Source organism: Nocardia pseudovaccinii (genome assembly GCF_050942345.1).
Classification (GTDB): Bacteria; Actinomycetota; Actinomycetes; order Mycobacteriales; family Mycobacteriaceae; genus Nocardia; species Nocardia pseudovaccinii.
In genome coordinates this window covers 4,969,202-4,991,002 of sequence record NZ_CP192074.1, presented here as the reverse complement: position 1 = coordinate 4,991,002, position 21,801 = coordinate 4,969,202, and the positions used below count along the sequence as shown (strand labels likewise).

Below are 21,801 nucleotides of genomic sequence, written 5' to 3'. Positions count from 1 at the left end.
GTATGCGAGAGGTGTCCGCCTCATTCGGTGTCTCATCATCGATCCAGCCGCACCGACCCATCGATATGCTCTCGCTTCGGCTGCCGCGGGGCGTGGCCGGAATCACCAAAGCCCGCAACCGAACCCGGTTCGTCTGAGATCATCACACCATGTCCCGCAGGAATGAGCCGGACGCTCAGCGCGCCGTCGAGTCAGCCTTGGAGCCAGGCGAACAACTGCTGACAATGCTCTCGGCAACGGTGTCGAACTGGGGTGACGGGGGTGGCTACTACATCGTCTGGCCTGTCGTTACATTGTTGCGAGTACTGAACCGGCGCCAGCGGGCACGAGCGGCGGGTCGATCGCAGGGACTGCGACTTCGCCTGGCGTTCATTGTCGCGGTGACGTCCCAGCGGGTGTTGTTCTTCGCGGCCCGAAGGGGCTGGCGGCCGGGCGCATCCTGCGGCGAGCTTTCCCGCGATCGCATTACCGGCGTCATGGTTGGGAAAGCAGTGCTGGCAGGTTACCCGCCCCGGGAGTTGCGTTACGTCGTGGTGCGTATGGCCAGCGGGCCTGATCTGTCACTGCGGGTCGCGGCTGAATCGGCGTGGTGGCTCCGAGACGAATTCGGCGCCGCTGAACGGAGTCGGTGACGCCGTTTCACCGGGCTCTCGGACATCAAAACACGCGGGCGAACCGGTCGGCACCAACACACGCGGCGAGTGCCCGAAAGCGTCATGACAGCGGACACGAACGCCAGCACGCGCCGACGATCAATCACCCACTGCGCCATGGCAGTTCGCAGGCACCGGTAGTCCGCCGGGGGCGGCGGCACGCTCCCGCAGCAGCAGGTAGCTGCTCTGGTATTTCACGCTGACCCGGGCGGCGCTGCGGTGCCGGATCGAAGCCAACCGGACAGTTCTGCTGGCCCGAGAGCAAGCTCGGCGTCGTCCCAGGCACGGGCGGCTCACAGCAACTCACCTGTGTAGTCAGCAAGGCCAAGGCGATGGACCTGGTCCTGACCGGCCGCATCGACGCTGAGGAGGGTGCACGACATCGCGGCGAAATTGAATGGATCGTCAGTGAAGCGAATGTCGGGGCGGGCTGGATCTCACAGTCGAGTGTAGTTCGCCTGGTCCTGCTCGAACGCTGTCAGAATCTCCGGTGTCAGCGTCTGGCGGGTGTTGGCGACGGCGACCAGATAGTCATCGACGTCGGCGGGTTCGGTCGTTTCCTCGCGCATCGCGCGTTCGAACGCCGACTGGGCCCCGGCACGGGCGGCGTACTCGATGTCCGCGGGGGTGAAGTGCGCCGTGGCGCGCACCAGGTGGTCGAGGTCGATGGATTCGGCTGCGGGGCCGAGGTAGCGCTCCCAGATCGCTTTGCGCGCGGGCTCATCGGGCGGACCGACCGGTATCACGTAGTCGAAGCGGCCCGGCCGCAGGAACGCCGAATCCAGCGAGCGGACCGAGTTGGTGGCGCAGATCAGCAAGCGGCTGTAGTCCTCCCGGAAAACCGGAATCAGCTTGAGCAGTTCGTTCGTCACACCATGCGCCGGACTGGTCGCCGTTCCCGCACGCGTACCGGCGATCTCCTCCACCTCATCGATGAACAAAAGCACTTCGTCGAGTTCACCCAAATCCGCGAACACCTCACGCAGTGACGCCGCGAGCCCACCACTCGCCGTCGCGGCCAGCCGAGACGGGAACAACTCCACGAATGGCCACCCGAGCCGTGAGGCGACCGCTTTCGCAAAGCTGGTCTTACCGGTCCCCGGCGGCCCGAACAGAATCACGCTCTTGGGCGGCCGAACCCGATAACGCTCAGCGACATCCGGGTTCGCCAACGGCAATACGATCCGCCGTTCTATGATCTCCTTCTCCCGATCCATCCCCGCCATCGACTGCCACAATCCGGGTGGCAGCAGCCGCCCGCCCAGCTCGGACAGCAAACCGGCCTGCGCGGGTGCGAGCGGTTCGACCAGTTCGTAGTAGATGAGACCGGTCCTGCGTGCGTATCCGGAATTCTCGAACGCTACCGACCCGGTGGCGCCCTCGGGAACGAGCGCGCAGATCCGCCGCACGCCATCCGCGCGCAGCCGCCGCTCCAATTCGGTCAGCAACGCACTACCGATACCTCGCCGCCGCCACTGCGCCCCCAGCGCCACCAGCAGAACCCACGCACGCTCGCCCTTGATCTGCGCGACCGCCATGCCGACGATCTCCTCGCCCACCTCGGCCACCACCGCGGGCTGCCCCGCCCGCGCCGACGCCAACACCTCCGCCAACGCGAACACCGGCTCATCTACGGTCGTCATGCGGCTCTGCTCCCAGATCTGAATCGCCTGATCCAGATCAGCGTCGCGAAATTCGCGCAGTCGCCATACCGGCATACACACCTCCAACCGCCATCGAAGGGTGGGTGGACCGAAGCGCTCCTCCCAGTAAACACCTACAGCACCTGTGAGCAAGCCATTCTCTGAACTCCGCCGGACAGGCGGATCGGTGCCTGTGCGAGCGGTGGCAACGATGCCGCCGTCAGCAGCAAACCACTGGCACGACGGAGCTGGGTGATCGGCTGCTCCCCGCCCCGGCGGCGCCGAGTCGTTCGCGACCACGCTGCCGAACCACTCGACGTAACACCACCTGAACGCGAACTGCTCACATCTCGGGGCGGCCAATCCGGCTTCGCACGCCGACAGTGCTGTCGGCGTCAAGGAAGTTGCAGGTCAGAGGAATACACCAGGTTGGGAAGATGGGTCAGCTCCCCCTCTGGACACAGACAGTACGCCAACGTGTGGCCGTAAGTTTGTCTCGGCTGTAACTGTGTGGTCGTGATGGTTGTAGGTCAGTTTCAGTCCGAGTTCTCGGTAAATCTCCAGTTTGTCGCCGGGCTCGGCGGCCCGCAGAATCGCCAGGAGCCGACCCAGGGCATCCACCAGTTGGCGGATTTCGTCACGGCTCATTCGGTGAGCAGGGAGCGCGCGAGTCGTCGCTGCGGTGATCGACTCGATTCGGCCAGCATCGCGCTGGGCGCGGTTCGCGCGCCGACCCTGTGCATCGTGGGCGCAGACGATCACGTCGGTCTGGAATCGAGTCGGCGCGCCCAAGCCGCGATGCCTGGCCAGGCGAAGTTCGCCGTCGTGCCCGGAGCCACGCACCTGTTCCCCGAACCCGGCGCGCTGTCGGTGGTCGCCGACCTCGCGGGCGACTGGTTCACCGACCAGTTCAGCGCCAATACAGCCGAAAAGCACACCGCCGCAACCGGATAGCCCGCGACGGTGCCGATGGATACGAATTGTCACGCACCGAAGACGGCGCGCAGGGCTGTCTCGTCACCTTCGATGTCGATGAGCGCACGGACGTCGTCGAGGTCGAGCATGCCTGCCGCCAGACCAAGAACGATCGCGGCCTCCGCGCGCACGACAGCATCGAGAACTCGACCATCGTGCGGGCTGACATCCAGGCCCGACCCGATCGCCCGCACCTGAAACAGCTGTCCGTCGATCGCAACGCCGACCGTCGACGACCGATCTGCCTTCACCCTGCTGGCCAGCAGCGCGGGCAGAGCCACGGCGAGCCACTCGGGGCGGAAGCGGTCGCCGACGGAGCCACGCACCATCAGCGGTGTCGACCATCGGATGAGCCCTTCGATCGGCTCCCGCAACTGGGCACCCCATTCGGTGAGTGCATAGGTCACAGCGTTGCCCTCTTCGGCCAGCCGTCGTTCGACGACGTCGGCGGCCTCGAGGTCGCGCAGCCGGTCGGTGAGGAGATTGGTGGCCACGCCAGGGAGTCCATCGAGCAGTTCGCGGTAGCGGGCGGGGGCCACCAGGAGCTGGCGGACGATGAGCAGATTCCACCGGTCGCCCACCACATCGAGCGCCCGGGCAAGACCGCAGTACTGGCCGTAACTTCGACTCATCTCCACCTACTTGACTTTCTAAAGTTCACGTGACTATATCAAGTTTAGTCGCGAAGTGAGGTGTAGTCATGACCAAAACGGAAAGACCGGCATGGGTCGACGATGAGCTGTTCCCGTTCCAGAGCAGGTTCGTCACCATCGACGGGCACACGATCCACTACGTCGACGAAGGTTCGGGGCCCACACTGCTATTCCTGCACGGCAACCCGACCTGGTCATTTGTCTATCGCGACGTGATTCGCACCTTGCGAGACGAATTCCGTTGCATCGCAGTCGACTACCCCGGCTTCGGCCTGTCCTCGGCCCGACCGGACTATCGCTATCTGCCCGAGGAACACATCCAAGTCGTCACTTCCTTCGTGGATGCCCTGGCATTGAGCGAGGTCACTCTCGTGGCTCACGATTGGGGCGGCCCCATCGGCCTCGCCACCGTCGGGCAGCGGCCCGCCGTATTCGAGCGTCTGGTGCTGACCAACACGTGGGGCTGGCCGATGAATGGTGATCCGAAGGCGCACATCGCATCTCACGTGATGGGCGGCCCAGTGGGGCGCCTGCTGATCAGGCAACTCAACCTGTTCGTCAATGCGACGATTCCCATCGGGCACCGGTTGCGGAAGCCGACCGCCGAGGAGATGGGCCACTACCGCAAGGCGCTCGCCACGCCCGATCGGCGCGAAGCGACCGCCGTGCTGCCTCGGCGTATTACCGCCAGCCGCGCCCTTCTCGCCGATATCGAAGCCAACCTTCCCACCCTCGCGTCACTCCCGACGCTCATCATCTGGGGCAACGCCGACGTCGTGTTCGGGGATAACGAGCGTCGGCGATGGGAGCAGCTGTTCTCCGATCATCACACCGTGATCGTCGACGGCGGTGGCCACTTCGTACAGTCCGACGCACCTGAGAAGTTCGCGGCCGCGATCCGCGACTGGCGGTCGAAGCAACTCTGATGGGCCGCAAGGCAGGGATCCTTGTATCGGTCTATGTCGCGGTGCTCGCCATCAACCTCGACGTCACGATCGTCAATGTCGCGCTGCCCCAGCATTGCGGGCGAACTCCACGCAGGCACCCCTTGGACTGCAACAGCTACAACCTCGCGTTCAGCGCATTGGTGCCAGCGGCAGGAAGCCTCTCGGATCGCCACGGACGACGACCGGCACTGCTGGTCGGGATCCTCGGATTCGCCGCCACCAGCGCGGTAGGAGCCATGGTCGACAGCACTGGTGCGGCGAAGCTCGAGCGGTTCGGTCACGCATTGTGAAGCAGGTGATCTCGAATGCACCGAACGCCGATGCCGTGGCTAGGGGCACAAGCTATCCGGTGACCAGTCGAACCATCGGGAGGGTATTCACCGGTGTGCCCGTGGCCGCTTCGATAGCGCCGCGCAACATGGTCCACGCCTTGGGATGATGGTCGATGTAGCGTTCGAGCGCCAGCGCGGATTCATCGGCTGTCATCGGTGTCGCGATCGCGGACACCTTGCGGCGGAATCCGATGGAGATCCGCACATGCGGGTTCGCGGTGATATTGCGGTACCACTGGGCGCCGACGCCGAATCCGGAGACCACAACGTACGTAGCGGATTCGGGATGATCGACCACCTCCAAGGTGACGTATCGGCGAACGCCGGTCCGTCGTCCTGTGTGCTCCAACATCAACAGCCGCGATCCGAACAGGAATCCGAGGCCGACCCGGTAGCGGATTATCGGTGCTCGGACCACCCATCGGGTCGCCTGCGCACGGGCACGCCCGCCGCGCGCAGGGCGCCGCTCGGCGAGCACGAGCCTGGTGATCAACACGTATTCCGCGACAGCCGCGGCCACGAGGAACAGCGCGGGGAAGGCGATCGCGAGTTCGGAGAAGCCACTGAGATCCTCGTGCAGGGCCGCGTTGGAGGGCTGATCGGCCCTGGTCTGCACGTCGAGGGCCCCGGTGTCGCACAGCAGCCGGGTGACCTGGTCACGCTCGGATGCCGTTGCCCCGGAATTCATTTCGACGAGGGTCTGATCGGGGCCGGGACGTCCGGACAAGCGCGTCACCTCGTTCTGGGGCGCAGAACGCGACCGCGAAGCCGTGCGGGTCGCCGAGCACTTCCTGGCGGCTGCGGGCTGGCCACAGGTGCTCCGATGACCAGGCGATGCCCGACACCGTGACGGTATGCCAGCTCGTACCGTCGAAGGTGCGCACCTGGCTGCCCGCGTGCAGGCCGAATGTCTGTGCCGCGTGATGCTCGACAACCACCTCGTCCGGATCGGGCAATCTCCCTGCGGCCAGGCTGATCTCGTTCACGCCCGCGGGCCCGATCAGGCCCACGATCCTGCCCAGCAGTTTCGTGCCGCCGATCGACATCGCCGTATGGGCTTGGGTGCGTACGGCGACGCGCGCCACACCGGGCGCGCGACGAGCGGCGCCCTACCTATGGGCCGGAGCGCGAATTGGCGGGCGTCTCATAGCGGGCGCGCCGGGAGGACCACCGGCTGGCCACGCGGTGTTGTCAGCTGGGCGCCATGGCCAGCCGTAAACCGACAATATCGCGGGGTCTGTGGGCCAACGACATCGCTATCGTGCGAAAAGCATTCGCCGCGTCGGTATTCGGATCGGCTTGCACGATCGGGGTGCCGAGGTCGCCGGTGGTGCACACTGCCGGATCGAACGGGATCTGGCCGAGCAGAGGACAGCTTGCGCCGAGGATCTCGGTGAGCCGTTCGGCGACCATGGCCCCACCGCCCGTGCCGAAGAGCGCCAGGCGTGCGCCATCCGGCGCGTCGAACCAGGACATATTCTCCACGACGCCGACGACCCGTTGTCTGGTCTGCGCCGCTACCGCGCCCGCTCGTTCGGCGATCCGGGCCGCCGTCTGCTGAGGTGTCGTGACGACCACCAGTTCCGCGGTGGGCAGGAGTTGTGCGAGCGAGATCGCGATATCGCCCGTACCGGGCGGCAGGTCGACCAGCAGGATGTCGAGATCGCCCCAGTAGACGTCGGCCAGGAACTGCTGCAGTGCGCGGTGCAGCATCGGGCCGCGCCAGACGACGGGCTCGTTGCCTTCGACGAACATACCGATCGATATCACCTTCACCCCATTCGCGATGGGTGGCATCAGCATGCGATCCACCTGGGTGGGACGAGCCGCCAAGCCGAGCATGGCAGGGATGGAGTGGCCGTGGATATCCGCGTCGAGGACGCCGACGCGGAGGCCGCGGTCGGCCATGGCGACAGCGAGATTGACTGTGACACTGGATTTTCCGACGCCCCCCTTGCCTGATATGACGCAATAGACGTGGGTGAGCGAACCGGGCCGAGCAAAGGGAATCGTCGGTTCGTCGCCGCGCACCTTCTTGCGCAACATGGTTCGCTGCTCGTCGGTCATGACACCGAATTCGACGGTGACCGCGCCGGCGCCCGGAATGTCGAGCACGGCATCTCGGACCTCGCGCGATATCCGGTCACGCAGTGGGCAGGCCGCGACAGTGAGCCGGATCTCGACGGTCACCCGGTTGTCGGTGTCGATGGTGAGATCGCCGACCATGTCGAGTTCGGTAATGGGACGGTGGATTTCGGGATCCTCGACCAGGCTCAACGCCTGCAGGATTCGCTCGGTGGTCAGTGGCTGGATCGATGTGGACGGCATAGCGCGACCTGGCTTTCATAATGAACACAATTCGGCAGCAGGACAATTCGGCGCTGGAGCGGTTCAGCGGCGTCCGAGACCGACGTGGAGCATGTCGGCGCGCTCCACAACCTTGACGCGCTCGCGCCCCTCGAGCTCGCCGAGGGCACGCTCATGCGCGTCGAGCCGGTACCAGCCCTGCCATGTCGTGAAGCTGATCGACTTGGACCGGAGGAACTCGACGACCGATGAGGGATCGGGATCGGTTGCTCCCGAGAGGTTCTCGCGATCATCAAGCAGGCACGCCACAGTCTCGTTGGCGTCACCTTTGGTGTGCCCGATCAGCCCGATCGGGCCGCGTTTGATCCAACCGGTGACATACACTCCGGACAGATGACGCGCGGTTTCGGCGGCATCCTGGTTGATCAGCACGCGCCCACCCTCGTTCGGTACCACGCCCGCCCGGTCGTCGAACGGCAACTCGGGGAGGCACTGCGAGAGGTAGCCGACGGCACGGTAAACAGCCTGGACGTGCCATTCCTTGAATACGCCTGTGCCTTCGACATTTCCGGTGCCGTCGAGCCGGGTGCGCTCGGTGCGCAGGCCGACGACCTTGCCGTCCGCCCCGAGGATCTCGGCGGGTGATTCGAAGAAATGCAGGAACAGCTTGTGCGGCCGGTCGCCGATATCGCGGATCGCCCACTGCTCCACCGTATTCGCCACCATGTCCACCTGTTTCGACTGTCGCCGGGCGGTCTCGGAACCCGCGTCGTAGTCGATGTCCTCGGGATCGACGATGACCTCGATGGTCGGCGAATGGTCGAGTTCACGTAGTTCCAGGGGGGTGAACTTGGCCTGGGCCGGTCCACGCCGTCCGAAGACGTGCACCTCGACGGCCTTGTTGGCCTTCAACCCGTGGTAGACGTTCGGCGGGATTTCGGTCGGCAGCAGTTCCCCGGCCGTCTTGGCGAGTATTCGCGCCACGTCCAGCGCCACATTCCCGACGCCGAGGACGGCGACTTTCTCAGCCTCCAGCGGCCAGTCCCGCGGCACATCCGGATGTCCGTCGTACCATGACACGAAGTCCGCCGCACCATAGGAGCCGTTCAGATCGATACCGGGAAGATCGGGCGCGCGATCGGTATCGGCCCCGGTCGCGAAGATCACGGCGTCGTAGAAGATCCGGAGGTCATCGAGGGTGACGTCGATGCCGTAGTCGACATTGCCGAACAGTCGAACCTGCGGCTTGTCGAGCACCTGGTGCAGAGCGGTGACGATGCCCTTGATCCGGGGGTGGTCCGGGGCGACGCCGTAGCGGATCAGCCCGAACGGTGCGGGCATGCGTTCGAAAAGGTCGATCGAGACGTCCGTATCCGACACCGACTTCATCAACGCGTCTGCGGCGTAGATACCGGCCGGTCCCGCGCCCACAATCGCCACGCGCAGTGGTCGTTTCGAACCGCTCATGGCTGATATGCCTGCACGAATGTCGTGTCGATGCCCACCGTGCCGAGTTTCGCCGCGCTCCCCGGCGATCCCAGCGCGGCGACACGGCCCGGCAGCGGCTCATCGAAGAACCTGGCGTTCTCGTCGATGAACGGCCGCTGCTCGACGGGTATGTCGGCATCGAGATAGATCGCCTCGACGGGGCAAACTGGTTCGCACGCACCGCAATCCACACATTCGGTGGGTTGGATATAGGCCATGCGCCCGCCGGTGTAGATGCAGTCGACCGGGCATTCCTCCACGCACGCCCGATCCATCACATCGACGCAGGCCGCGCCGATGACGAAAGTCATGATGCCTCCTCGGTATTCGCGGCGGCCAGTTCGGCGCATTCGCCGAGTGCCGCCAGGATTTCGTATCGCCTGCGGGCGAATTCGGGTTCGAATCGCGCACCGGGCGCGCGCGGGTTGTCGATCGTGACGATCCGTTGGATCCGCGCGGGGCGCGGGGTCAGCAGCACGATCCGGTCGGCGAGCAGCAATGCCTCGTCGACATCGTGGGTGACGAACAGGACAGTGGTGCGGTGCCGCTGCCACACCGAAATCAGCAGCCGCTGCATATCAGCTCGGGTCTGCGCGTCCAATGCCCCGAAGGGTTCGTCCATGAGCAGTACCCGTGGTTGGGTGGCCAGGGTGCGGGCCAATTGAACCCGCTGACGCATACCGCCGGATAACGCGCCGGGCAGGTGTTCGCCGAAACCATCGAGCCCCACCTGGTCAAGTAATTCGAGTGCTTCGGCGCGTCGTCGGCCGCGCTTCACCCCGCGCAGCTTCAAGGCGAATTCGACGTTCTTCCGAGCCGTACGCCACGGCAACAGTGCGTCCTCCTGAAAGACCATCGCGCATCGTTCGCCACTGCCGCCGTCCACCTCCGCGGTGCCGCCGACCGGCTGCAATAATCCGGCCATGGCCCGCAGGATGGTGGATTTACCGCATCCCGACGGGCCGAGCAGGACCACGATTTCGCCGCCGTCTATGTCGAGATCCACTTCGGCGGTGAGTATTTCGTCGTAGGCGATGCACAGTCCGCGCATGCGCACCGCCGCGCCCGCGTTCATCGCGCCGCCCTGGGCAGCCAACGGTTGACCCGGCGTCCGGTCATTTCGACCAGCCACGCCGTGGCCCAGCCGAGCAGTCCGATCGACAGCATGCCGACCACGACCCCCGGATAGTCGAGCAGGCCGTAAGACTGCCAGGTGAAGTATCCGATACCGAACTGTCCGGAAATCATCTCGGCGCTGATCACACAGATCCAGGCGACGCCCATCGCCACCGACAAACCGGAGAAGATGCCGGGTAGCGCACCGGGTAGGGCGATTCGGAACAGGATCTCCCACTGACCCGCGCCGAGGGTATGCGCGGCTTCCTCCCATACTCTCGGCAGCGCGTGCATGGCGTGGATCGTGCTGACCGCCACCGGGAAGAACGCCGCGAAGAAGGTGATGAACACGATCCCCTGTTCCCCCGTCGGAAACAGCAGAATCGCCAACGGCACCAGCGCGATCGCCGGAATCGGCCGGAATACCTCCAACAGCGGCCGGATCAACGCACTGACCAACCGCGAACGACCGATCGCCATACCGATCAGCACGCCGGCCACGGTCGCGAGTCCGAATCCGATCAGGATCCGGCGCATGCTGGAGATGATGTTGCTGTAGTAGGACCGGGTGCCCAGCTGGATCCGGAAGGAGTCGTAAACCTCTGCCGGGGTGGGGATCTTATCGAAGCGTAGCCAGAAAACCACGTGATTGGCAGTGAGCAGATACCACAGCAGTACCAGCGCGGCCAGCGGCACCATGGTCAGCGCTGCCGTACGCAGCCGCTCCTGGCGCCGACCGTAGCCGTACCAGCGGCGATACCGCGCTGCGCTGGTGATGTCGGAAGGTGTTGTCGGGATGAGGGATATCGGTTCCGCGGATACCGTCATGTCGAGCCTCCTGGTCTCGTGTTCGTGCTCGCTGCTATCGAGCGAGCAACGCCGCCTGGTAGTCGATGACGGCACTACCGGGATGGGCGTTGGCATAGGACTTGGCATCGGCCGCGATCGCGAACGGCCGCAGCCGTTCATCGGGCTCGACCGCCGGATCGCGCACCCAGGTGGCGGTGGCCGCGAAGATGCGGACGCCCGATGCGGTGTCGGGCACGTAGGCGGCGCGGGTTTCGCTGCCACGCTGGGCGATCAGGCGGAGCAGACAGGCTGGGGTCTTGGCGACCGCGGTGGCGTGCTCGCCCCTGAACCACACCTCCGACGCGGTCGCCGGGTTGTCGACGGCACCGCCGCAGACGGTGTCGGTACCGACCAGCGGGCTCGGTGCGGTCGTCGAAGCGCGCTGGGTGTCATAGTCCGCCCCGTACAGCGCCCGCACATAGGTGTCGTTGACGAACTCGCCGAGATCCAGATCAGCAAGGGCGCCGAGTCCCTTCAGGAACGGCAGCAGCGTGCCGAGCGCGTCGACCTCTTGTGACTTGATGGTGGGGTCGAAACTCACCAGCCCGTTGGGACCGTTGTAGAGGTAGACCACCTCCGCCGGTATCCCGGTGATCTCGGCGACGCGCTGCGCGGCGGCCAGCGGATTGTGGTTGAGATAGTCGGAGGTTTCGCGCTGGGCCGCCAGGAAGGCGTTGACGATATCCGGATTGTCCGTATCGAAGCGTTTGTTCGCGACCACCGCGTGGAAGGTCGGGATATTGGCGTTGCCTCCGTCATAGAGCAGTCGCGCCTTGCCGTCGAAGACGAGCTTCTGCGGCCAGGGCACGAATTGCGCCAACGCCGATACCTGGTCGCCCTGCAGTGCCGATGCTCCGACCGCGGGGTCCTGGCCGAGCAGCTTCACATCGTCCAAGGTCAGTCCCGCACCGGACAGACCGGTGGCGAGCATGCCGTGCGCGGCCGAACCGACGCTGGTCGAGACGACCTTGCCGCGCAGATCAGCCAGGGTGGCGGCGGGTGAATTCACTGGCACGACAATCTGATTCAGCGAACCGCGGAGGTTATAGCCGGTCACTGCGATCAGCTCGGACCTGATGTCGTCGTGGCCGCGGGTCTTCGATCCGTTGACGAGGATGGGTGCATCACCCATCGAGCCGATATCCACTTGGCCGGCGAGCATCTGCGCGGTCAGTGGCGGTCCGGCGGCGAAGTCCTTCCATTCGACCTTGTAGGTCACCCCTTTCGGCTTCCCGAGTTCGGCCAGCTTCGCTTCGAAGGTGCCCCGATCGCGCAGCAGCGTGCCCGCGGTGACGGTATTGATCGTCTTGGACTGGTAACCGATACTGATCGTGACGGTCTTGCCGTCATTCGCCGAGCCGCAGCCCGCGATGACCGTCGCGGCGGTCGCGACGCCGAGCAACAGTGCGACCGAACGCTGGATCTTCCCGCGTGGTGTCCTCATTGTGATGTCCTCCGCCCGCGGTCAGCGCAGCAAATAGGGGATGTTGACGGTCACGGCCCCGACCGGGCAGCGCGCCGCACACGGGCCGCAGTACCAGCATTCGTCGACGTGCATGTACGCCTTGCCGGAGTCGGGGTGGATCGCGAGTGAATCCAGCGGGCACATATCGACGCACAGCGTGCAGCCGTCGATACATTTGACTTGATCGATGGTGACGGGCACGTCGATTCGAGTGTTGACCTGGGCCATCAGATTTCCTTTCCAGAGTTGGCAATGCCGATGCGGGCGAAGGCGCGGACATCGGCGTCCGGGTCTTCCATGGCCGAGCGCAGCGCAGTGGCGACCTCGGGCCGTTCGGCGATCCGCTCGGCGAGCGCGCGCACGGCGGCCTTGCGGACATCGAGGTTGTCGTCGGTAACCACCGAGATCAGGTGCGGTGCGGCGATTTCCGGATCGGCGACGGCAAGTGCGATCGCCGCGCCCTGGCGGACCTGCCAGGCGGGATCGCCGATGCCAGCGGCGGCGATGGCCGCCGCCTCGTCACCGCAGCCGGTTTGCGCCAATCCGGTCAGCGCGGCGGCGCGGACCAATGGGTCGGTATCGCGGGCCAATCCGATCAGGGTGCTGGCGCCTCGTGGATCTCCCACTGCCGCTATACCTTTGGCGACTGCGATGCGGACCAGCTGGGCCGGGTCCGCGGCGGCCGCGTCGAGTTCACACAATGCGTCCACCGAGGTCAGTCCGCCGACGACGGTCCGACGCACTTCGGCATTCGGATCAGCGAACCACCCGAACAGTTCGGCCGCGTCGCTGCGACGGTGCCGCCACAGCGCCTCGATCGCCGCCGACCGCACCGCGGGTTCGGCAGCGAATACGCAATCACGCAGTGCCGCATCGAATTCCGCGCCGGGAACGAGTACCTCGAGCAGTTCGGTCAGCAAGCCGATGGCAGCGTGACGCACCGTCACGTCGGAATCGGACAACCCCGCCGCGATCAACGGCGAGGCCTGCTCCCACTCCTCGGTGGTCTCACTGAGCACCGAGAGTGCGGTACGCCTGACCTCCGGATCCGGGTCGGTGAGAAAGGGTTGCAGCTCTTCGAGTTCGGGCCACTCGTCGGCCATGTCCATCAGCCGCAACAGTCGCGTACTCATCTGCCGCCCCAGGCGTCGACCAGTACCGGAGCGGCTACATCGGCGACACCGTCCGGGCGGACGAAACCCGGCACCGGCACGATGTACGGCGCGACCGGCCGGGTGGTGAACTCCATCGCGCCGGACGCACCACGGAACAAGTTGAGATGGCAGAACCATTCGGCGTCATCGCGCTGCGGCCAGTCGGCGCGCTGATGGTAGAGACCCCACCGGCTTTCGGTGCGCCGCAGCGAGGCACGCGCGGCCATCTCGGCGCAATCGCGGATGAACGTCACCTCCGCACAGCGCATCAACTCGTGCGGCGTGTGTGCACCCATCTGCGCGATATCGCCATGCATGCGTTCGAACGACTCCAGGCCGAGGGTCAGATACCGCTGTGCCTTGGGCGGTTGCAGATAGTCGTTCACGAAGCGGCGGAGCTTGTATTCGACCTGCTGTTGCGGCGGCCCGTCCGGATTGCTCAGCGGCCGGTAGATGAGCGCGTGCGCGGCCTCGATCTGATCCTCGGGCAACTCCGGACGCACCGCGCCCCTGGCGTATTCGCTCGCACTCTGACCCGCGATATCGCCGAAGACGAAGGCCCCGATCATGTAGTTGTGTGGGACCAGCGCCATATCCCCGGCCGCGTACAGCCCAGGCACCGTCGTCGCGGCATACTCGTCCACCCATACCCCGGAAGCGGAATGTCCACTGCACAAACCGATCTCGGAAATGTGCATTTCGATATCGCTGGTCCGATAGTCGGTGCCGCGCCCGGCGTGGAAGGTGCCTCGGGTCGGGCGCTCGGTGGTGTGCAGGATCCCCTCGATCTGCTGGATCGTGGCATCCGGCAGATGGCTGAGCTTCAGATAGATGGGCCCGCGCGCACTGTCGAGTTCACGCTTGACCTCGGACATCATCTGCCCGGACCAGTAGTCGCAATCCACGAAACGGTTGCCCTCGGCATTGACCTGATAGCCGCCGAAGGGATTCGCGACGTACGCGCAGGCCGGGCCGTTGTAATCCTTGATCAGCGGATTGATCTGGAAGCATTCGATACCGGACAGTTCCGCACCCGCGTGATAGGCCATCGCGTAACCGTCGCCGGCATTGGTCGGATTCTCGTAGGTGCCGTATAAATAGCCGCTCGCGGGCAGGCCGAGCCTGCCGCAGGCGCCGGTGGCGAGGACAACGGAGCCCGCCGAGATCGTGACGAATTCACCGGTGCGCGTATCGAATCCGACCGCACCGACCGCGCGCCCACCGACCGTGAGCACCCGAACCGGCATCACTCGATTGCTGATCGTCACCTTGGCACGCACGTCGCGGGCGCGCAGCGTGCGGTAAAGCACCTTCTTCACATCGCGCCCCTCCGGCATCGGCAGCACATAACTGCCGGAGCGATGTACCTTGCGCACGGCGTATTCACCGTGCTCGTCCTTCTCGAACTTGACTCCATAGCTCTCCAGCCGCTGCACCATCGCGAAGCCGCGCGTGGCGGTCTGATAGACGGTGCGCTGGTTGACAATTCCGTCGTTCGCAACCGTGATGTCGGCGACATAGTCCTCGGGGCTGGCCTTGCCGGGGACCACCGCGTTGTTCACGCCGTCCATCCCCATGGCCAGCGCGCCGGAGTGACGCACATGCGCCTTCTCCAGCAGCAGGACATTCACGCCCTGTTTGGCCGCGGTGAGTGCGGCCATCGTGCCTGCGGTGCCGCCGCCGACAACGAGGACGTCGCAGGTCAACTCCCGGCGCTGCGCGACAGGTGGGATATCCATGGGCATCGGAGATCAACCCCTTTCGTTCGGTTCTGTCACACCGCGATTCGGTGTGACCGGGATGCGGTGCAGTCGGCCCGACAGCGAGAAGCGGTCACCGCGATAGCGGACGTATTCGAGGTCGATGGGCCGACCGGAGTCGGTGTAGGTGAGCCGTTCCAGGAACAGCAGCGGCGAGCCGGGCCGGACCTCGAGGAGTTCGGCGACGGTCGGGTCGGCCGCGACGGCTTCGATAGAGACCGCCGCGGAGCCGAGCGGCAGACCGAGTTCGGCTTCCAGCAAACCGAATACGTCACATCCGGTCAGGTCCAGATCCAGCAGCGGCGCACCGACATCGGCGGTCAGGTAAGAGGCGTCCAGGGATAGTGGGGCGCCGTCGAGGTAGCGAATTCGCTCCAACGCCACCACCGGTGTCGCCGGTTCGAGCTCGAGCCGCTCGGCCACGATCGGCGTCGCGGGCACGACCTCGGCGAGCAGTACCCGGTTGACGACGCGATCGCTGCCGGTTTCGAACGTCTCGGCCAGACCGCGCAACCGGTCCAGCCCCTGCACCGCCTTATCCGAGACGACGAAGGTGCCCGCGCCGGGAACCCGGTCGACCAAACCCTCATCGCGCAGCAACGCCAATGCGTCGCGCACGATATTGCGGCTGGTGGCGAAGTCCGCAGCCAACTGCGCCTCCGCGGGTAACGGACGATTGCCGTAGACGCCGCTCCGGATGCGCGCCCGCAGAATGTCGCTGATGCGGCGCGCCGGTGCCGAACGCCTACCGGCGCTGTTGCGCGTGACCGACGAATCACCGCCGGCGATGCGCCGATGCGGGATGCTCGCCTGGGGCTGATGCCCCGAGTACGTTCTGCCTGTCATGGCGCAAATGCTGGAAACGGATGATTACGCGCGATGCTCCCCGCGATTACCAGGTGGTTACGCCAGTTAGCGTCCGCGACGCAAGCGTGTCACCTGCGCAAATGCCGGCCGATCGCGGTGTATCACCAGCCGGTCGAGGTGACCGATCCCATCCGCACGGCACATTCGACCAGAATCTCGGCCGGGCCCGCGGGCGGAGTCCGGCGGCGCCAGATGGCGCGAAACTTGCGGGTCAAGATCACCGGGGGCGCCAGCTGGACCTCCACGAGCGCACCCGTCGACAAGGCGGGCGCGGCGATCAACCGGCTCAGCACCGCAGGCGCGACACCACTGCACGCGGCCGCAGTGATCGCCACCGCGGAGCCGAGTTCCGCCGCCGGCGCCGCCGGTTGACCTGCCGTGCTGAGTATTTCCCAGACGGTCTCCCTGGTCCCCGATCCCTGTTCACGCCACAGCAGCGCCGTGCCAGCGAGCTCACGCAGGGTCACCGGTCCGCGGCGCAGCGCCCACGGATGTTTCGGCGCGACGACCACCACCAAGTCATCCGCTCCGAGCACCCGACTGCCGAGACCGTGCGGCGGATGCGGCCCCTCCACGAAGCCGAGGTCCGCCTCGCCGTCGCGGACCAGTGCCACGACCTGCCGGGTGTTCTCCACCTCGAGCGCCACCAGCACATCCGGACACGCGGCACGCAACGCATTGAGCCACTGCGGAATCCGATGATCGGCGATCGTCTTCGAAGCCGCGACGCGCAGCCGCGGAACATCGATGGCCTGCAACGCGGCCATACCCGCGACCAGGGACCGGGCGGCAGCAAGCACCGGCAGGGCGTGACCGATGACAACCCGGCCCGCGTCGGTCGGTACCGAACCGGTCGGACCGCGGTCGAGCAATCGCACCCGCGCGCGGCGTTCCAGCGCGCTGATCCGCATACTCGCGGCAGGTTGGGTGATGCCGTGGCGTCGTGCGGCCGCCCCGAGACTGCCCAGCTCCGCAACGGAGACCAGCAGGTCGAGTACGTCCAGATCGGGCGTTCCCGGCGGCAAGGTCATTGCCCGATTATGAGCGGATCATCGGGTCGCGGCATGTCCAGACCCATCAGCATCGCTGATGAGCTGCTTCCGGATCGTGGTCTACCGGCAGGGCAACCGGGCCGTGATGGTGAGGAATATGACCTGGTTACGCCGAAATCTTCCCGGGATCCTGCTCGCCGCCGCGGTCGCCGGTGCCGCCACGGGGGCGGGCCGGGTGTTCCCGATGGTGGGCGCGCCGATCATCGCCTTGTTCGGCGGAGCCGTGATCGGTGCCCTCCGACGTCGATCGGTGATGGACACCGGGATGTTCGCGCCCGGTCTCGCACTGATACGTCAACGATTGCTCGGCATCGCGATCGTGCTGCTCGGTCTCGGGTTGCCCGTGGGGTCGGTGCTCACCGTGGGACGGCAGACCGCCACAGTGTTGGTCGGCACACTGATCGTCGGAGCAGTCGCCGCACTCGTCGTCGGCAGAATGCTTGCGCTGGACCGTGACTCGGCGACGCTGGTCGCAGTCGGGACGACGATCTGCGGCGCGTCCGCGATCGCCGCAGCCACCGCGGTCATCAAGCCGGACAAAGAGCGGGTCGCATACGCACTCGGCACGATCTTCGTCTTCAATATCGTTGCGGTACTCATGTATCCGCCTCTCGGGCGGTTGCTCGGATTGTCCCAAGAGGCATTCGGTCTCTGGGCGGGTACCGCCATCAACGACACCTCGTCGGTATTGGCGGCAGGCGTGATATTCGGCTCAGCGGCAGCGCATTTCGCGGTGATCGTCAAACTCGTCCGCAGTCTCATGATCGTCCCGATGTGCTTGGGCCTGCATCTCACCCGCCGCAGCTCAGGCAGCGCGAAAACCCCACTCCTGCAGAGCTTCCCGCTCTTTGTGGTGCTGTTCCTCGCCGCATCGGTCATCTCCGGTCTCGGCATCGTGCCTCGCTCCTGGACCGCACCACTCGGGCAGCTCAGTGCCTGGCTCGTCGCCGCCGTCCTCGCCGCGATCGGTCCATCCCTCACCTGGCGACAGCTCCGCACCGCCGGCGCACGACCACTACTGTTCGGCGGCACTCTCGCCGTGATACTGGCGGTCAGTAGTCTCGCACTCCTGACCGCCACCGGCTGGCGTTGATCCCGCCGATCAACCTTCACACGGCCTACGCACCGTAGGAAACCGCCGCTTCGTGCGTACCCGGCTCGGTCACCGGGTGATGACGTCGCCCAGTCTCGGCAGCCGGCGCAGCGGGTTGTGGTATTCGTCTTCCACGCCGTGTTCATCGCCGACTTCTTCTTCTCCACCGAACAGCCGCAGCGGCGAAGAGGATCCGAGCGTTACGGACTCGCGGCAGGCCGATGGATCACCAGCGCATCCGTCCCGATGCCCGGTGGCCTCGCTCGGATTTCATCGGCTACCCCATTGCGCTCCGCGATCTGCGTGGCCGGTCGGAAAAGATCTACAGCGTGGCCGCCTGTCTTGCGCGGCGCCGTCGCGCGTTCGATAACAGTGACGTCGAATCCGCACCGGTTGAGCCAGTAAACCGTCAGCGTTTCCTGGCCGAATACCCGCCGACGGTTCTTCCACTCGGTTAGGAGCATGGTGCAAATTGGGGCGGCAATCAGTACGGCGGTCGAGAACGGGCTATTTGTCCGGCGTCGAGGGGGCGGCTGTGCCGACCCGGTCGTGCCAGGCCGCTTTCGCGCCGCTGTCGCCGATGCGATAGACCTGTACTACCGAGCCGCCCGCCACCACCACGGCAAGCACAGCCAGCGCAGCAGCAACGACCTTGTTCGCGACCACTGTGTCGGCCCGTCGGGTCCGCGACCTCATCCAGTCGATGGCGCGCTCGCTGTGCACTGCCCACCAGACGAGCGACAGCACAAATACCGCCAGTGACCACAGCAGCATCTCGTCGCCCAAATGAGCATGGATGCGCACCAGCGGATCGCGGCTGGTGTGATGCTCCAGCCACTCCCCCGAATGGCTGGTCAGCGGCACCGACACCAATGTGACGAAGGCCGTCAACGGGGTGAGGATGCCGAGCCGCCGCCGCGCGGCGGGCCACAGCACACACGAAACCACCAGCAGTGCGGTCACCGGCACCATCACCACGACGATGTGAACGAGCAGAACGTGGGCGGGTAGCCCGTTGATCGTTGTCGGCCCCACGGCGACTCAACTCCTCGGTAGTGGCACTCGGTCGAGCGGAGTGTATGGACCGATTCTTGGAGCATTCTTGGAACAGACACCGCGACATCTCAATTCGTCGCGGTGGGAAGATGCAGGGTGAAGGCCGCACCGCGGCTGGGTGCGCCGTCGACGGAGATGCGCCCATGATGTGCCTCGACGACCTCACGGACCAGCGCCAGACCGATCCCGTGTGGGCGGGCGCCCGCGCTGTGCCCGTCGCCGTGGGCGAACCGCAAGAACAGTCGATCGACATCCTGCGGATCGAGTCCGACACCGGTGTCCGATACCGTGACGTCGATCCGGTCGGCAGCTCGAGCGACGCGCAATGTGATTGTGCCACCAGGATTTTCATGGCTGAGCGCATTGTCGACCAAGGCGAGGATCGCGCGCCGCAGTGCCGGGCGAGCGCCCTCGACGATCAGCTTGTCCGTCGGCGGCCCGCTGGTGACCTCGACGGCGATATCGCGGTCCGCGGCGTAGTCGCCGACACTGTCGCGCACCTCGTGACACAGCCGCAGCAGGTCGATGTGTTCAGCGCGGCCCGGTTCGTGCTGCGTGGAAGCCGCCAGCAGCAGATCGTCGACGATATCTGCGAGGGCACGGGTATCGGAGACCAGAGCGCGCAGCTGTGCGGTCAACGTCTCGTCGACCCGGTCGCGCTCGGCCCGCCGAGCGAGTAGTTGCGCACGGGTGTGCAGCACAGTCAACGGCGCCCGTAGTTCGTGGGAGGCGTCGGCGACGAAACGGCGTTGCAGCCCCAATGCGGCAGCCAGCGGGCGGATTGCACGCCGCGAGAGCAGCACGGCCACTCCGGCCGCAGCGGCCAGACCGGCCGCCTCGGCGGCCAGCAACGCCATCAGCAGCCGCAGCCGACCCTCCTGCCAGGGTGTCAGATCCACCAGCACCGCGATTCTGCGACCGGAACTGTCGGCCACCAGCGCCCGATAGTCCACACCGTCAGAACGCAAATTCCGATATCCGGCGGAAGCCGCCACAGCGGACGCGGTCGGTGTGGGCGCGTGATCACTCACCATGACCGCACCCTCGCGGTCGCGGATGGCGATGGCCATGCCGGGCGGCGGATCATCGACGTCGTCGACACGCGCGACCACCTGCGCCAGCTGAGTGTCGATCTGATCTTGCTGAATGTTCAGGTCGACGAGGTAAAGCACCACACCGACCAGCGCTAACACCACGCCGAGCGCCAGCGCACACTGCACCGCGGCCGTGCGCGTGGTGCGGCGCAGCACCGTCGACTCGGTGGGTATCGCGGCGGGGCGGCCCCGGCGGCGGATCCTCACTGTGTCCCGAGCCGATAGCCGATCCCGCGCACGGTGTCGATCACGTCGCGGCCGAGTTTGCGGCGCAGGTAATGCACGTAGGTGTCCACCGTCCCGACGGTATCGGCGCGGTCGAAAACGAACTCGAGCAGTTGGGACCGGGTGAACACCTGCCGCGGTGACCGGGCCAGGACCGCGAGTAGCGCGCACTCACGCGCGGACAGGACCACTTCGTCGCGCCCACCCACCACCGAGCGCGCCGAAAGATCCAACGTCCGAGCACCGATCGGCAACGACACCGTTGCCGCCCGGTGGCGACGGTGCAGTGCGCGCACTCGTGCCAGCAACTCCGGGATTTCGAACGGCTTGACCAAGTAGTCCTCGGCCCCGGCGTCGAGACCCTCGACCCGGTCGGCAAGGGCTCCACGGGCGGTCAGCACCAATGCGGGCGTGACGACGGCGCGGTCCCGCAGTGCCCGCAGTAGGTCCAAACCCTCCACGACGGGCAGCCCTCGGTCGATGATCATCACCTCGAATTGCTGGGTAAGCCCGCAGTGCAGTCCGCTCTGACCGTCCACGGCGGTCTGCACCCGATAGCCCTCCTCGACGAGCAGCGACGCCACCATCTCGGCCAGTCGGCGGTCGTCTTCGACCAGCAGCACCCGCGGGGCGGCGGTCTCGGAACTCGACATACCGACCAGCGTGCCACCGAATGTCGCCAGTCGTTTGCCTCGCGGTGATTGCTCACTGAATTCCCAGAGGCTGGCACCGTGACATCCTCGATAAGCCTGATCAGTGCCTGCGCGCCGAATGTGTAGGTCTGCGGCTGTATCGGCCAATCCCAATAGCGAGCGATGGCTGCCGCACCGGAGAGCAGAACTACGACAGTGCCGGTCGGCTGCCCAGTCCGACACAGCGTGCCCAACGGTGGCGGCCATGTCGTGGCCTCACAGGGTGCGGACTCGGAATCAGGTTGATCGGCGTGGGCTGCACCGAGTGCTGAACACAGCACAGCGATGACGGCTCCGATCAGCGCGATAACCCCGGTTCTGGCACGGGATTTCGCTTGGCGTTGATCATTGTCGATGCCCGCTGTCGTCGACAAGAGCAT

General features: G+C 65.8%; 21 protein-coding genes and 2 pseudogenes. 6 read left to right on the top strand and 17 right to left on the bottom strand.

Annotation, left to right across the window (positions count from 1 at the left end; translation table 11 throughout):
* Positions 1-149 precede the first annotated feature (149 nt).
* On the top strand, positions 150-632 hold the full coding sequence (locus ACQPZ2_RS22490) for a hypothetical protein (protein ID WP_433520248.1): 483 nt from the start codon (positions 150-152) through the stop codon (positions 630-632).
* A gap of 266 nt (positions 633-898) precedes the next feature.
* Positions 899-1,028, top strand: a pseudogene (locus ACQPZ2_RS22485) (enoyl-CoA hydratase); the annotation flags it as partial.
* Positions 1,029-1,090: 62 nt separating this feature from the next.
* Here the strand turns inward: ACQPZ2_RS22485 and ACQPZ2_RS22480 are convergent.
* Positions 1,091-2,371 (bottom strand): ATP-binding protein, encoded by a 1,281-nt coding sequence (locus ACQPZ2_RS22480; protein ID WP_433520247.1) that lies wholly within the window; start codon positions 2,369-2,371, stop codon positions 1,091-1,093.
* Positions 2,372-2,812: 441 nt separating this feature from the next.
* Here ACQPZ2_RS22480 and ACQPZ2_RS22475 point away from each other — a divergent pair, with 441 nt between their 5' ends.
* Positions 2,813-3,250 carry a hypothetical protein gene (locus tag ACQPZ2_RS22475; protein ID WP_433520246.1) on the top strand — a complete coding sequence of 146 codons (438 nt, stop codon included), beginning with the start codon at positions 2,813-2,815 and terminating at the stop codon, positions 3,248-3,250.
* A gap of 29 nt (positions 3,251-3,279) precedes the next feature.
* On the opposite strand, the gene ACQPZ2_RS22470 is transcribed toward ACQPZ2_RS22475, so the two are convergent.
* Positions 3,280-3,903, bottom strand: coding sequence for a winged helix-turn-helix transcriptional regulator (locus tag ACQPZ2_RS22470; protein ID WP_433520245.1), 624 nt, complete (start codon positions 3,901-3,903; stop codon positions 3,280-3,282).
* A gap of 68 nt (positions 3,904-3,971) precedes the next feature.
* Here ACQPZ2_RS22470 and ACQPZ2_RS22465 point away from each other — a divergent pair, with 68 nt between their 5' ends.
* Both ACQPZ2_RS22465 and ACQPZ2_RS22460 read left to right on the top strand, forming a co-directional pair.
* Positions 3,972-4,850: an alpha/beta fold hydrolase gene (locus ACQPZ2_RS22465; RefSeq protein ID WP_433520244.1), complete on the top strand. Its 879-nt coding sequence runs from the start codon at positions 3,972-3,974 to the stop codon at positions 4,848-4,850.
* Positions 4,850-5,161, top strand: a complete 312-nt coding sequence (locus ACQPZ2_RS22460; protein WP_433520243.1) for a hypothetical protein — start codon at positions 4,850-4,852, stop codon at positions 5,159-5,161. Before ACQPZ2_RS22465 ends, ACQPZ2_RS22460 begins: the two co-directional genes overlap by 1 nt.
* A gap of 52 nt (positions 5,162-5,213) precedes the next feature.
* Here the strand turns inward: ACQPZ2_RS22460 and ACQPZ2_RS22455 are convergent, their stop codons facing one another.
* The 12 genes and pseudogenes from ACQPZ2_RS22455 to ACQPZ2_RS22400 all read right to left on the bottom strand — a co-directional run bounded on the left by ACQPZ2_RS22455 (position 5,214) and on the right by ACQPZ2_RS22400 (position 17,240).
* Positions 5,214-5,891 carry a nitroreductase family deazaflavin-dependent oxidoreductase gene (locus ACQPZ2_RS22455; RefSeq protein WP_433520242.1) on the bottom strand — a complete coding sequence of 226 codons (678 nt, stop codon included), beginning with the start codon at positions 5,889-5,891 and terminating at the stop codon, positions 5,214-5,216.
* A complete protein-coding gene (locus tag ACQPZ2_RS22450) occupies positions 5,860-6,249 on the bottom strand; it encodes a hypothetical protein (RefSeq protein ID WP_433520241.1) in 390 nt (129 codons plus the stop codon). The genes ACQPZ2_RS22455 and ACQPZ2_RS22450 overlap by 32 nt, the downstream gene beginning before the upstream one ends.
* 145 nt (positions 6,250-6,394) lie before the next feature.
* Positions 6,395-7,531: an Mrp/NBP35 family ATP-binding protein gene (locus ACQPZ2_RS22445; protein WP_433520240.1), complete on the bottom strand. Its 1,137-nt coding sequence runs from the start codon at positions 7,529-7,531 to the stop codon at positions 6,395-6,397.
* A 63-nt stretch (positions 7,532-7,594) separates the two neighbouring features.
* Positions 7,595-8,977, bottom strand: a complete 1,383-nt coding sequence (locus ACQPZ2_RS22440; RefSeq protein WP_433520239.1) for an FAD-dependent oxidoreductase — start codon at positions 8,975-8,977, stop codon at positions 7,595-7,597.
* Positions 8,974-9,309, bottom strand: a complete 336-nt coding sequence (gene fdxA / locus ACQPZ2_RS22435) for a ferredoxin (RefSeq protein WP_433520238.1) — start codon at positions 9,307-9,309, stop codon at positions 8,974-8,976. Before fdxA ends, ACQPZ2_RS22440 begins: the two co-directional genes overlap by 4 nt.
* On the bottom strand, positions 9,306-10,073 hold the full coding sequence (locus tag ACQPZ2_RS22430) for an ABC transporter ATP-binding protein (RefSeq protein WP_433520237.1): 768 nt from the start codon (positions 10,071-10,073) through the stop codon (positions 9,306-9,308). Before ACQPZ2_RS22430 ends, fdxA begins: the two co-directional genes overlap by 4 nt.
* A complete protein-coding gene (locus tag ACQPZ2_RS22425) occupies positions 10,070-10,942 on the bottom strand; it encodes an ABC transporter permease (protein WP_433520236.1) in 873 nt (290 codons plus the stop codon). The genes ACQPZ2_RS22430 and ACQPZ2_RS22425 overlap by 4 nt, the downstream gene beginning before the upstream one ends.
* A 34-nt stretch (positions 10,943-10,976) precedes the next feature.
* Positions 10,977-12,407 carry an ABC transporter substrate-binding protein gene (locus ACQPZ2_RS22420; RefSeq protein WP_433520235.1) on the bottom strand — a complete coding sequence of 477 codons (1,431 nt, stop codon included), beginning with the start codon at positions 12,405-12,407 and terminating at the stop codon, positions 10,977-10,979.
* A gap of 21 nt (positions 12,408-12,428) precedes the next feature.
* Positions 12,429-12,656: a 4Fe-4S dicluster domain-containing protein gene (locus ACQPZ2_RS22415; RefSeq protein ID WP_433520234.1), complete on the bottom strand. Its 228-nt coding sequence runs from the start codon at positions 12,654-12,656 to the stop codon at positions 12,429-12,431.
* A pseudogene (locus ACQPZ2_RS22410) lies at positions 12,656-15,321 on the bottom strand (fumarate reductase/succinate dehydrogenase flavoprotein subunit). Before ACQPZ2_RS22410 ends, ACQPZ2_RS22415 begins: the two are co-directional and overlap by 1 nt.
* Positions 15,322-15,333: 12 nt before the next feature.
* The gene (locus ACQPZ2_RS22405) at positions 15,334-16,188 is read right to left on the bottom strand and encodes a GntR family transcriptional regulator (protein ID WP_433520233.1); all 855 of its coding nucleotides are present in this window, start codon (positions 16,186-16,188) and stop codon (positions 15,334-15,336) included.
* A 122-nt stretch (positions 16,189-16,310) separates the two neighbouring features.
* Complete coding sequence (locus tag ACQPZ2_RS22400) at positions 16,311-17,240, bottom strand: LysR family transcriptional regulator (RefSeq protein ID WP_433520232.1); 930 nt, start codon at positions 17,238-17,240, stop codon at positions 16,311-16,313.
* Between the two features lie 58 nt (positions 17,241-17,298).
* Here ACQPZ2_RS22400 and ACQPZ2_RS22395 point away from each other — a divergent pair, with 58 nt between their 5' ends.
* Entirely contained in the window at positions 17,299-18,354 is a 1,056-nt protein-coding gene (locus ACQPZ2_RS22395; protein WP_433520231.1) for a YeiH family protein, read from the top strand.
* A 507-nt stretch (positions 18,355-18,861) separates the two neighbouring features.
* Here ACQPZ2_RS22395 and ACQPZ2_RS22390 read toward each other — a convergent pair.
* The 3 genes from ACQPZ2_RS22390 to ACQPZ2_RS22380 form a co-directional block, all read right to left on the bottom strand.
* Positions 18,862-19,389, bottom strand: a complete 528-nt coding sequence (locus ACQPZ2_RS22390; RefSeq protein WP_433520230.1) for a hypothetical protein — start codon at positions 19,387-19,389, stop codon at positions 18,862-18,864.
* 89 nt (positions 19,390-19,478) lie between these two features.
* Entirely contained in the window at positions 19,479-20,711 is a 1,233-nt protein-coding gene (locus ACQPZ2_RS22385; protein ID WP_433520229.1) for a sensor histidine kinase, read from the bottom strand.
* Complete coding sequence (locus tag ACQPZ2_RS22380) at positions 20,708-21,382, bottom strand: response regulator transcription factor (protein ID WP_433520228.1); 675 nt, start codon at positions 21,380-21,382, stop codon at positions 20,708-20,710. Before ACQPZ2_RS22380 ends, ACQPZ2_RS22385 begins: the two co-directional genes overlap by 4 nt.
* Between the last annotated feature and the right edge of the window lie 419 nt (positions 21,383-21,801).

Bases quoted from the DNA above. Each gene is read 5' to 3' on its own strand.
- ACQPZ2_RS22490 (WP_433520248.1), top strand. From the start codon at position 150: ATGTCCCGCAGGAATGAGCCGGACGCTCAGCGCGCCGTCGAGTCAGCC.
- ACQPZ2_RS22425 (WP_433520236.1), bottom strand. From the start codon at position 10,942: ATGACGGTATCCGCGGAACCGATATCCCTCATCCCGACAACACCTTCC.
- fdxA (WP_433520238.1), bottom strand. From the start codon at position 9,309: ATGACTTTCGTCATCGGCGCGGCCTGCGTCGATGTGATGGATCGGGCG.
- ACQPZ2_RS22480 (WP_433520247.1), bottom strand. From the start codon at position 2,371: ATGCCGGTATGGCGACTGCGCGAATTTCGCGACGCTGATCTGGATCAG.
- ACQPZ2_RS22450 (WP_433520241.1), bottom strand. From the start codon at position 6,249: ATGTCGATCGGCGGCACGAAACTGCTGGGCAGGATCGTGGGCCTGATC.
- ACQPZ2_RS22405 (WP_433520233.1), bottom strand. From the start codon at position 16,188: ATGACAGGCAGAACGTACTCGGGGCATCAGCCCCAGGCGAGCATCCCG.
- ACQPZ2_RS22445 (WP_433520240.1), bottom strand. From the start codon at position 7,531: ATGCCGTCCACATCGATCCAGCCACTGACCACCGAGCGAATCCTGCAG.
- ACQPZ2_RS22395 (WP_433520231.1), top strand. From the start codon at position 17,299: ATGAGCTGCTTCCGGATCGTGGTCTACCGGCAGGGCAACCGGGCCGTG.
- ACQPZ2_RS22470 (WP_433520245.1), bottom strand. From the start codon at position 3,903: ATGAGTCGAAGTTACGGCCAGTACTGCGGTCTTGCCCGGGCGCTCGAT.
- ACQPZ2_RS22380 (WP_433520228.1), bottom strand. From the start codon at position 21,382: ATGTCGAGTTCCGAGACCGCCGCCCCGCGGGTGCTGCTGGTCGAAGAC.
- ACQPZ2_RS22455 (WP_433520242.1), bottom strand. From the start codon at position 5,891: ATGAATTCCGGGGCAACGGCATCCGAGCGTGACCAGGTCACCCGGCTG.
- ACQPZ2_RS22415 (WP_433520234.1), bottom strand. From the start codon at position 12,656: ATGGCCCAGGTCAACACTCGAATCGACGTGCCCGTCACCATCGATCAA.
- ACQPZ2_RS22440 (WP_433520239.1), bottom strand. From the start codon at position 8,977: ATGAGCGGTTCGAAACGACCACTGCGCGTGGCGATTGTGGGCGCGGGA.
- ACQPZ2_RS22465 (WP_433520244.1), top strand. From the start codon at position 3,972: ATGACCAAAACGGAAAGACCGGCATGGGTCGACGATGAGCTGTTCCCG.
- ACQPZ2_RS22400 (WP_433520232.1), bottom strand. From the start codon at position 17,240: ATGACCTTGCCGCCGGGAACGCCCGATCTGGACGTACTCGACCTGCTG.
- ACQPZ2_RS22420 (WP_433520235.1), bottom strand. From the start codon at position 12,407: ATGAGGACACCACGCGGGAAGATCCAGCGTTCGGTCGCACTGTTGCTC.
- ACQPZ2_RS22430 (WP_433520237.1), bottom strand. From the start codon at position 10,073: ATGAACGCGGGCGCGGCGGTGCGCATGCGCGGACTGTGCATCGCCTAC.
- ACQPZ2_RS22460 (WP_433520243.1), top strand. From the start codon at position 4,850: ATGGGCCGCAAGGCAGGGATCCTTGTATCGGTCTATGTCGCGGTGCTC.